11 protein-coding genes are annotated in these 9,317 nt (G+C 70.2%); 1 reads left to right on the top strand and 10 read right to left on the bottom strand.

The features are described from left to right. Positions 1-1,164, bottom strand: a 1,164-nt coding sequence (murA, locus tag ACTUAL_RS03455) for a UDP-N-acetylglucosamine 1-carboxyvinyltransferase (RefSeq protein WP_440899240.1), incomplete at its 3' end; no start/stop codon positions are given. A gap of 82 nt (positions 1,165-1,246) precedes the next feature. Here murA and ACTUAL_RS03450 point away from each other — a divergent pair. Further along, positions 1,247-1,819 (top strand): cob(I)yrinic acid a,c-diamide adenosyltransferase, encoded by a 573-nt coding sequence (locus ACTUAL_RS03450; RefSeq protein ID WP_015804824.1) that lies wholly within the window; start codon positions 1,247-1,249, stop codon positions 1,817-1,819. A 78-nt stretch (positions 1,820-1,897) separates the two neighbouring features. Here the strand turns inward: ACTUAL_RS03450 and ACTUAL_RS03445 are convergent, their stop codons facing one another. From ACTUAL_RS03445 to ACTUAL_RS03405, 9 genes are all read right to left on the bottom strand, one after another. Beyond that, complete coding sequence (locus ACTUAL_RS03445) at positions 1,898-2,329, bottom strand: DUF2550 domain-containing protein (RefSeq protein WP_096498079.1); 432 nt, start codon at positions 2,327-2,329, stop codon at positions 1,898-1,900. A gap of 34 nt (positions 2,330-2,363) precedes the next feature. Then, positions 2,364-2,729 carry a F0F1 ATP synthase subunit epsilon gene (locus tag ACTUAL_RS03440; protein WP_096498080.1) on the bottom strand — a complete coding sequence of 122 codons (366 nt, stop codon included), beginning with the start codon at positions 2,727-2,729 and terminating at the stop codon, positions 2,364-2,366. 389 nt (positions 2,730-3,118) lie between these two features. Continuing rightward, entirely contained in the window at positions 3,119-4,555 is a 1,437-nt protein-coding gene (gene atpD, locus ACTUAL_RS03435) for a F0F1 ATP synthase subunit beta (RefSeq protein WP_015804827.1), read from the bottom strand. Beyond that, positions 4,548-5,486 (bottom strand): F0F1 ATP synthase subunit gamma, encoded by a 939-nt coding sequence (locus tag ACTUAL_RS03430; RefSeq protein WP_096496772.1) that lies wholly within the window; start codon positions 5,484-5,486, stop codon positions 4,548-4,550. Before ACTUAL_RS03430 ends, atpD begins: the two co-directional genes overlap by 8 nt. A gap of 7 nt (positions 5,487-5,493) precedes the next feature. Beyond that, entirely contained in the window at positions 5,494-7,140 is a 1,647-nt protein-coding gene (atpA, locus tag ACTUAL_RS03425; RefSeq protein ID WP_440899239.1) for a F0F1 ATP synthase subunit alpha, read from the bottom strand. Between the two features lie 64 nt (positions 7,141-7,204). Then, positions 7,205-8,032 (bottom strand): F0F1 ATP synthase subunit delta, encoded by an 828-nt coding sequence (locus tag ACTUAL_RS03420; RefSeq protein ID WP_096496774.1) that lies wholly within the window; start codon positions 8,030-8,032, stop codon positions 7,205-7,207. A gap of 8 nt (positions 8,033-8,040) precedes the next feature. After that, a complete protein-coding gene (locus tag ACTUAL_RS03415) occupies positions 8,041-8,589 on the bottom strand; it encodes a F0F1 ATP synthase subunit B (RefSeq protein ID WP_096496775.1) in 549 nt (182 codons plus the stop codon). Between the two features lie 31 nt (positions 8,590-8,620). After that, positions 8,621-8,842 carry an ATP synthase F0 subunit C gene (locus ACTUAL_RS03410; protein WP_015804832.1) on the bottom strand — a complete coding sequence of 74 codons (222 nt, stop codon included), beginning with the start codon at positions 8,840-8,842 and terminating at the stop codon, positions 8,621-8,623. A gap of 89 nt (positions 8,843-8,931) precedes the next feature. After that, the coding region (locus tag ACTUAL_RS03405; RefSeq protein ID WP_440899238.1) for a F0F1 ATP synthase subunit A at positions 8,932-9,317 on the bottom strand (386 nt) is incomplete at its 5' end.

Raw genomic sequence — 9,317 nt, 5'->3', positions numbered from 1 at the left:
CTCCGTGGCCCCGTCCGCGCACAACCCGGCCAGCACCAACCCGGCCCCAGCCCGAATATCACTCGCCCACACCGGCGCGCTCGACAACCGCTCCACCCCGCGCACCACCGCGTGGTGCCCGTCGGTCCGGGCGTCGGCCCCCAGCCGGACCATCTCCTCGATGAACCGGAACCGCGCCTCGAACAGGTTCTCCGTGATCATCGAAGTCCCCTCCGACACCGCCGACAGCGCGATCGCGAACGGCTGCAGGTCGGTCGCGAAGCCGGGGTACGGCAGGGTCACGAAGTCCACCGACTCCGGTCGCCCCTCCTGCACCACCCGGAACTCGTTCTCCCCCGTCGTCACCGTCGCCCCGGCCGTCCGGAGCTTCTCCAGCACCAGGTTGATGTGCCTCGGGTCCACCCCGCGCACCGTGATGTCACCCCTGGTCATCGCCGCCGCGAACGCCCAGGTCGCCCCCACGATCCGGTCGCCGATGACCCGGTGCTCGGTCGGGTGCAGCTCCGGCACCCCGTGCACGGTCAGCGTCGACGTCCCGGCGCCCTCGATCCGCGCGCCCATCTGCTGGAGCATCACGCAGATGTCGACGATCTCCGGCTCGCGCGCCGCGTTGTCGATCACCGTCGTGCCGTCCGCCAGCACGGCCGCCATCAGGATGTTCTCGGTCGCCCCGACGCTCGGGAAGTCCAGCCACACCTGCGCCCCGTGCAGCCCCTGGGCCTCGGCGACCACGCACCCGTGCTCGATCTCGCTGTGCGCGCCGAGCTTGCGCAAGCCGCTCTGGTGCATGTCCAGCGGCCTGCTGCCGATCGCGTCGCCGCCGGGCAGCGCGACCACGGCCCGCTTGCACCGGCCGACCAGCGGCCCGAGCACGCACACGCTGGCCCGCAGCTTCCCCATCGCCTCCGAGTCGGCCCGGTGGTTCAGCTCGGCCGGGGTGGTGATGGTCGCGACGTCGCCCTCGATCGTCACCTCGCACCCGAGGCTGCGCAGCACGTCCGCCATCAGCGGGACGTCCAGGATCTCGGGGCAGTTCGTGATGGTGGTGGTCCCCTCGGCCAGCAGCGCTGCGGCCATGAGCTTCAGGACGCTGTTCTTCGCCCCGACGACGTCGACCTCGCCGACCAGGCGCGCGCCGCCCTGGACCCGGAAGTGCTCACTCACCAACGAACTCCTCGACTCTGGGTGGCGCTCATCCTACGGAGCGGGCGAACCGAACGGGTTCCGGGCGGCCTATGGTGCCCGCATGGCCGTTCACCTCACGAAGATCTACACGCGGGTTGGCGACGACGGGACCACCGGTCTCGGCGACTTCTCCAGGGTCCCGAAGACCGCCCCGCGCATCGCGGCGTACGCGGACGCGGACGAGACCGGCGCGGTGCTCGGCGTGGCGATGGCCCTCGGCGCCCTCGCCGACGACGTCAAGGCGGTGGTCCTGCGCGTCCAGAACGACCTGTTCGACGTCGGCGCGGACCTGTGCGCCCCCATCGTGGAGAACCCCCAGTACCCGCCGCTGCGCGTCACCCAGGCCTACGTGGACCGCCTGGAGACCTGGTGCGACGAGTTCAACGCCCGCCTCGGCAAGCTCGACTCGTTCATCCTCAGCGGCGGCACCCCCGGCGCGGCCCTGCTGCACCAGGCCCGCACGGTGGCGCGCCGGGCGGAGCGCAGCACGTGGGCGCTCATCGAGGCCGAGCCGGACACCACGAACCCGCTGACCGCGAAGTACCTGAACCGCCTGTCCGACCTGCTGTTCATCCTCGCCCGTGTGGCGAACCCGGACGGCGACGTCCTGTGGAAGCCCGCCGACAACGCCTGAGCGCCCCCGGAAGCGCGAAGACCGCCCCGACCAGGTGTCGGCGGCGGTCTCATCGCGTTCCGGCCCGCTGCGGGCCGCTCAGGAGGCCCAGGGGATGGACCGGCCGGGCGGGGCCGACTCCAACCACGACAGGAACCCCGTCAGCGCGTCGGGCCCCATCGCGATCTCGACCTCGCCGGACGCCGTCCTGCACCGCAGCACGCGCGCGCCCGCGGGCATCGCGTACGCCTCGGGCTCGGTCGGCTCGCGCCGGGTGTCGATCTCGAAGTCGGACCGGTGGATCGTCCGGTCGGGGCCCGCTCGCAGGCTGAACACCCGGTACCAGGCGAACTCGTCCCCCCGGTACCGCCCGACCCCGAGCTGCCAGCCGCGCCCGTTCTCCTCGACCCGCGAGCGCAGGGCCACGTGCACCCCGCCCGCGCGCAGCAGGCGCACCCGCCGCCAGGCCGTGTAGGTCAGCACCAGCGCCGCGAGGAACAGGACCACCCCGACCACTTCGGCGATCCCCACCACGGCGCTGCCCCGTCCCCTCGGTCCAGGCCCGTCAGGCCGTGTGCCCGGCCGCCTTGATGCGGGCCTGGGCCTTCAACCGGTCGGAGCCCTCGGCGCTCTCCAGCTCCCGCTTGGCCGCGTCGACGTCGATCTCGCGGGCGAGGTCGGCCTCCTCGGCCAGCACGCTCACGCTCTCGGCGGTCACGGACAGGAACCCGCCGTGCACGGCCGCCGCGACGACCTCGCCGTCGGTAGTGCGCACCTTGACGATGCCGCCCTCGACGAGCTGGGCGAGCATGGGCTCGTGACCGGGCAGGATGCCGATCTCACCCTCGGTCGTCTTCGCGACCACCGACTTCGCAGAGCCGGACCACAGGCGGCGTTCGACGGCGACGAGCTGGACGGTCATCTCGGCCACGTGCATCTCCCTCACTACAGGTCGAGTCGAACGCAGTCTAAACGGTCGCCGCGACCGCGTGCCGCACCAGCCACCCTAAGCAGGCCCGCGCGGGCGCGCGGCGCGGCGGAACCGGTCAAGAACCGGGCAGGGCGCCACCGGCTCCCCCGCGCCAACCGGCCCTGACCTGCGCGAACACCAACCCTGCCGGACCGGGCGCGCACCACCGCGATTCCACCGGAAAAACGAATAGCACCCATAAGGCCCCCACCACCCGGCCAGCGACGTCACGCAGTGGAGTGCGTCACACGAACGAGGGACCACCGCGGCGGGAACAGCCCGTGAAAAGCGAAGAGGACCGCCCCCTGGGGGACGGCCCTCTCAGCGAGAACCGGCTAGCCGCGCGGAGCTCAGTTGCCCGCGAGCTTCTTGGCGTTGGCCTCGACGTCGTCCAACCCGCCGCAGGAGAAGAACGCCTGCTCGGGCAGGTGGTCGAACTCGCCCTTACACACGCGGTCGAACGCCTCGATCGTGTCCTTGATCGGCACGAAGGAGCCGGGCTGACCGGTGAACTTCTCGGCCACGATGAAGTTCTGGCCGAGGAAGCGCTCCAGGCGACGGGCGCGACCGACGAGGACCTTGTCCTCCTCGGAGAGCTCGTCCATGCCGAGGATGGCGATGATGTCCTGCAGCTCCTTGTACTTCTGCAGGATGCGCTTCACCTCCTGGGCGACCCGGTAGTGCTCCTCGCCGACGATCGACGGCTCCAGGATGCGGGAGCTCGACGACAGCGGGTCGACGGCCGGGTAGATGCCCTTCTGGGAGATCGGACGGGAGAGCTCCGTCGTCGCGTCCAGGTGGGCGAAGGTGGTGGCGGGCGCCGGGTCGGTGTAGTCGTCCGCGGGCACGTAGATCGCCTGCAGCGAGGTGATCGACTTGCCTCGGGTCGACGTGATCCGCTCCTGCAGCTCACCCATCTCGTCGGCCAGCGTCGGCTGGTAGCCCACGGCGGACGGCATGCGGCCCAGCAGGGTCGACACCTCGGAACCCGCCTGGGTGAACCGGAAGATGTTGTCGATGAACAGCAGCACGTCCTGGTTCTGGACGTCGCGGAAGTACTCCGCCATCGTCAGTGCCGAGAGCGCGACGCGCATGCGGGTGCCCGGCGGCTCGTCCATCTGGCCGAAGACGAGCGCGGTGTCGCCGAGCACGCCCATCTCCTCCATCTCCAGGAGGAGGTCCGTGCCCTCGCGGGTGCGCTCGCCGACGCCGGCGAACACCGACGTGCCGGAGAACTCGCGGGCGATACGGGTGATCATCTCCTGGATGAGCACCGTCTTGCCCACGCCCGCGCCGCCGAACAGGCCGATCTTGCCGCCCTTGACGTACGGGGTCAGCAGGTCGATGACCTTGATGCCCGTTTCCAGGATCTCGGTCTTGCCCTCGAGCTGGTCGAACGACGGCGCCTTGCGGTGGATGCCCCACTGCTCGCCGTCGCGGCCGAGGCCGGGGCTGTCGAGGCAGTCGCCGAGCGCGTTGAACACGTGGCCCTTGACGACGTCGCCGACGGGGACCGAGATGGCCTTGCCGGAGTCGGTCACCGGGGCGCCGCGGACGAGGCCGTCGGTCGGCTGCATGGAGATCGTGCGGACCAGGTTGTCACCCAGGTGCTGGGCGACCTCCAGGGTCAGCGTCTTGGCCACGGCCTCGTAGGTGATCTCGGCGTGGCAGGCGTTGAACAGCTCGGGCACGGCGTCGCGCGGGAACTCCACGTCGACGACCGCGCCGATCACCCGGACCACACGGCCGGTGCGGGTGGTGGTGGCAGTAGCACTCATGTCACTCATCACTTCCTGCGCCACCGGTAAGCGCGGAGGCGCCACCGACGATCTCGCTGATCTCCTGGGTGATCTGGGCCTGGCGGGCCGCGTTCGCCTGGCGGCTCAGGTTGCGGACCAGCTCGGAGGCGTTGTCAGTCGCCGCCTTCATCGCGGTCCGCCGAGCAGCCGACTCGGACGCGGCGGCCTCCAGCAGCGCGGAGAACAGCCTGGTCTTGATGTACTTGGGGAGCAGCGCGTCCAGCAGGCTGTCCGCGTCCGGCTCGAACTCGTACGACGCGTGCAGCCCCTCGTGCGGCTCCGCGTCGTACTCGACGGTCAGCGGGGCGATCCGCTTGGCGACCGGCTGCTGGCTGAGCATGGACTTGAACTCGGTGTAGACGACGTGCAGCTCGTCCACGCCCAGCACGCCGTCCGGACCCGGCTCGTCGCCCTCGTCGTCGCTGCCCGCCATGAACGCCGAGACGAGCGCGTCGCCCGCCTCGGAGGCGTTCACGTAGTTCGGCGCCTGCGAGAAGCCGCTCCACTCGCCCGCGATCGCGCGGCGGCGGAAGTTGTAGTACCCCGCCCCCTTGCGACCGGCGACGAAGAGCACCGGCTCCTTGCCCTCCGAGCGCAGCAGCGCGAAGAGCTCCTCGGCGGCCTTGAGCACGTTGGCGTTGTAGCCGCCGCACATGCCCTTGTCGCTGGTGACGATGAGGACGCCCGCGCGCCGGGGGTTCTTGCGAGCCTCCAGCAGCGGGTGGTCCAGGCTGGAGGCGCCCTCGGCGAGAGCGCGCAGCACGTGGGTGATCTCGTCCGCGTACGGGCGCGACGCCGCGACCCGCGACTGGGCCTTGGCCAGTCGCGAGGTCGCGATGAGCTCGTACGCCTTGGTGATCTTCTTGGTCGAGTTGACCGAGCGGATCCGCTGGCGAAGCTCCCGAATCTGTGCCGCCATGCCTACGTCACTTCTCGGTCGGAGCGGATCGGCTGGTCTTCACCGACTCCTGTCCGACCTTGTCGGCGGCCATGGCGTCGGCGGCGGCCTCGTTCACGACCGGCGCGCCACCGGTGGCGGTGAACTGCTTCTTGAACGCGTTGACCGCGTCCACGATGCCCTTCTCCGCGTCGTCGGACAGCTTCTTGGTGTCGCGGATCGAGGACAGCACCACGTCGTGGTTGCGACGCAGGTGGTCCAGGAACTCGCCCTCGAAGCGGCGCACGTCGCCGATGGCGACCGAGTCGAAGTGGCCCTTGGTGCCGAGGTAGATGGAGACGACCTGCTCCTCCATCGGGACCGGCGAGTACTGGCCCTGCTTGAGCAGCTCGACCAGGCGGGCGCCGCGGTCCAGCTGGGCGCGCGAGGCGGCGTCCAGGTCCGAGGCGAAGGCGGAGAACGCCTCCAGCTCGCGGAACTGGGACAGGTCCAGGCGCAGCGAGCCGGAGACCGTCTTCATCGCCTTGGTCTGCGCGGCGCCACCGACGCGGGACACCGAGATGCCCACGTTGACGGCCGGGCGCACACCGGCGTTGAACAGGTCCGACTCCAGGAAGCACTGGCCGTCGGTGATGGAGATGACGTTGGTCGGGCTGTACGCCGACACGTCGTTCGCCTTGGTCTCGTTGATCGGCAGACGGGTAATCGAGCCGCCGCCGAGCTCGTCGGACAGCTTCGCGCAGCGCTCCAGCAGGCGCGAGTGCAAGTAGAAGACGTCACCGGGGTAGGCCTCGCGGCCCGGCGGGCGGCGCAGCAGCAGCGAGATCGCGCGGTACGCCTCGGCCTGCTTGGTGAGGTCGTCGAAGATGATGAGGACGTGCTTGCCCTCGTACATCCAGTGCTGGCCGATGGCGGAGCCGGTGTACGGCGCCAGCCACTTGAAGCCGGCCGAGTCGGACGCGGGAGCCGCCACGATGGTGGTGTACTCCAGGGCCCCGGCCTCCTCCAGCGCGGCCTTGACGCCCGCGATGGTGGAGCCCTTCTGGCCGACGGCGACGTAGACGCAGCGGACCTGCTGCTGCGGGTCGCCGCTCTCCCACGCCTTCTTCTGGTTGATGATCGTGTCGATGCAGACCGCGGTCTTGCCGGTCTTGCGGTCGCCGATGATCAGCTGGCGCTGGCCGCGGCCGATGGGGGTCATCGATTCGATGGCCTTGATGCCGGTCTGCATCGGCTCGCCCACGGGCTGGCGCTGGAGCACCGTCGCGGCCTGGAGCTCCAGGGCGCGGTTGTCGTCGGCGACGATGTCGCCGAGACCGTCGATGGGCTGGCCGAGGGGGTTGACCACCCGGCCGAGGCAGCCGGCGCCGACCGGGACCGAGAGGACCTGGCCGGTGCGCTTGACCTCCTGGCCCTCCTCGATCTTGTCGAAGTCACCGAGGATGACCGCGCCGATCTCGCGGACCTCCAGGTTGAGCGCCACTCCGAGGACGCCGCCGGGGAACTCCAGCAGCTCGTTGGTCATCGTGCCGGGCAAACCCTCGACGATGGCGATGCCGTCGTAGGTCTCGGCGACGACACCGACCTCTTCCCGGTTGACCTCCGGGGAGTAGCTCGAGACGTACTTCTCGATCGCACTGCGGATCTCGTCCGACGAGATCGTCAGCTCCGCCATGTCGTTCCTGCTCTCACTTCGTTCATGGGAAAGGGGCTGGGCAAGCCGCGGTTCCGGGTTCGGGTCAGCCTGCGAGGTCGCGGCGGAGTGCCGCCAGGCGACCTGCGACGCTCCCGTCGATGACCTCGTCACCGATCTTGATGACCAGGCCGCCGACGAGCGAGGCATCGACCTCGACGTGCAGTGCGATCGGTCGTGAGTAGATGCGGGTCAGCGAGGCCGCGAGGCGGTCCTGCTGGTCCGCGGTCAGCTCGACCGCCGAGCGGACGTGGGCGACCGAGCGCTCGCGGCGCTTGGCCGCGAGGCCCGCCAGGAGGGTCAGGCCGTTGACCACGCTCAGGCCCCTGGGGAGCTGGACGAGCTGGGTGACCAGTGCCTCGGTCACCTTCTCGACCTTGCCCCGGATGAGGCCGTTCAGCAGGGCGAGCTTGCCGTCGGGCGAACCGGCCGGGTCGGTGAGGACCCGCTCCAGCTCGGGGTTCCCGGCGACGATGCGGCCGAGGCGGAACAGCTCGTCCTCGACGGCGTCGAGCCTGCCGTCGCGCTCCGCGTGCACCAGCAGCGCGGTGCGAGCCAGCGACTCGACCCCGTCCACCAGCTCGCGCGGGCTCGACCACTTGGCGGAGACGGCCGTGACGAGGACGTCCAGCGTGGCGTCCGCGACCTTGCCCGCCAGCAGGGAGCGCAGGAGGCGCTCCCTGCCCGCGGGGTCGGACGAGGCGTCGCCGAACGCGCGCCGCAGCTGCGGCTGCGCGCTCAGCAGACCCACCACGGAGAACAGCTCCTGCCCCAGCGCGGACGGGCCGGTGGCGCCCGCGGCGCCCTCGACCAGCTCCAGCAGCCGCAGTTCAGCGGCTGCCAGAGCTTCGCGACTAGCGGCGTGCAGCGTCATGGACTCCCCTACTTCGCCGCGGGCGCCGCTGCGGCGTCCAGCTCGTTGAGGAAGCGGTCCACGGTGCCGCGGCGCAGCGCCTGGTCCTCCAGCGACTCGCCGACGACCTTGCCCGCGAGGTCGACGGCCACGCGGCCGAGGTCGGCCCGCAGCTCGGAGACGATGCGGGCGCGGTGCGCGTCGAGCTCGTTGTGGCCGTGGGCGACGATGCGGTCGTACTCCGCCTGCGCCCGGTCCCGCATCTCCTCGACGATCTGCTGGCCCTCGGCCCGCGCGTCGTCACGGATGCGGGCCGCCTCGGCACGAGCCTCGGCGAGCTGCTCCTTGTACTCCTCCAGCGTGCGAGCCGCTTCGGCCTGAGCCGCCTCGGCCCTGGCGATACCGCCCTCGATCTTCTCGGTGCGCTCGGCCAGCACCTTCTGGAAGAGCGGTAGCACCTTCTTCCAGAAGACGAAGCCGATGATCGCCAAGCAGACCGCGGACCACACGATGTCGTAGACGGCCGGGATGAGGGGGTTAACAGCCCCCTCGGCCGCCAGGATCAGCGGTTCGGTCATGGTGGTCACCGCCTTGTCTGGGTCCGGTCGATCAGCTGAAGAGGAAGCCGGCGACCAGGCCCAGCAGGGCCAGGGCCTCGGTGAACGCGATACCCAGGATCATGGTGGTGCGCAGCTGGCCTGCCATCTCGGGCTGGCGAGCCATGGCCTCGACGGTCTTGCCCGCGACGAAGGCGACACCGATGCCGGGGCCGATCGTGGCGATGCCGTAGCCGACGGCGTTGAGGTTGCCTGCGACCTCAGCAAGGATCATTTCTGTCGTTCCCTTTCCGGTTGGCCCGCGCCGGTTCTCGGTGGCGCGGGTCGTCCAAGACCCTGGGTGTCCCCGGATCTCGGTGGGTCTCAGTGCTCCGCGTGGAGCGCACCGTCGATGTAGACGGCGGTGAGCAGGGTGAAGATGTACGCCTGGAGGAACTGCACCATCAGCTCGAACAGGGTGAACATCAGGCCCATGACGAGCGACAGGAAGCCTGCCGGCGCCAGGACCAGGTCCCCGGCCTGGAACATCAGGTACCACGCGGCGCTGAAGAACAGGACCAGCGCCATGTGCCCGGCGAGCATGTTCGCCATGAGGCGGATCATCAGCGTTCCGGGACGGATGAGGAACACCGAGACGAGCTCGATGGGCGTCACCAGAACGTAGAGCGGCTTGGGAACCCCCGGCGGGAACAGGTTCGACTTGAGGTAGCCGCCGACACCCTGCGCCTTGATGCCCGCGTAGTTGAACG

This window comes from Actinosynnema sp. (assembly GCF_052038725.1).
The sequence above is the reverse complement of the archived record's forward strand: the minus strand, read 5'-3'. Positions and strand labels throughout refer to the sequence as shown.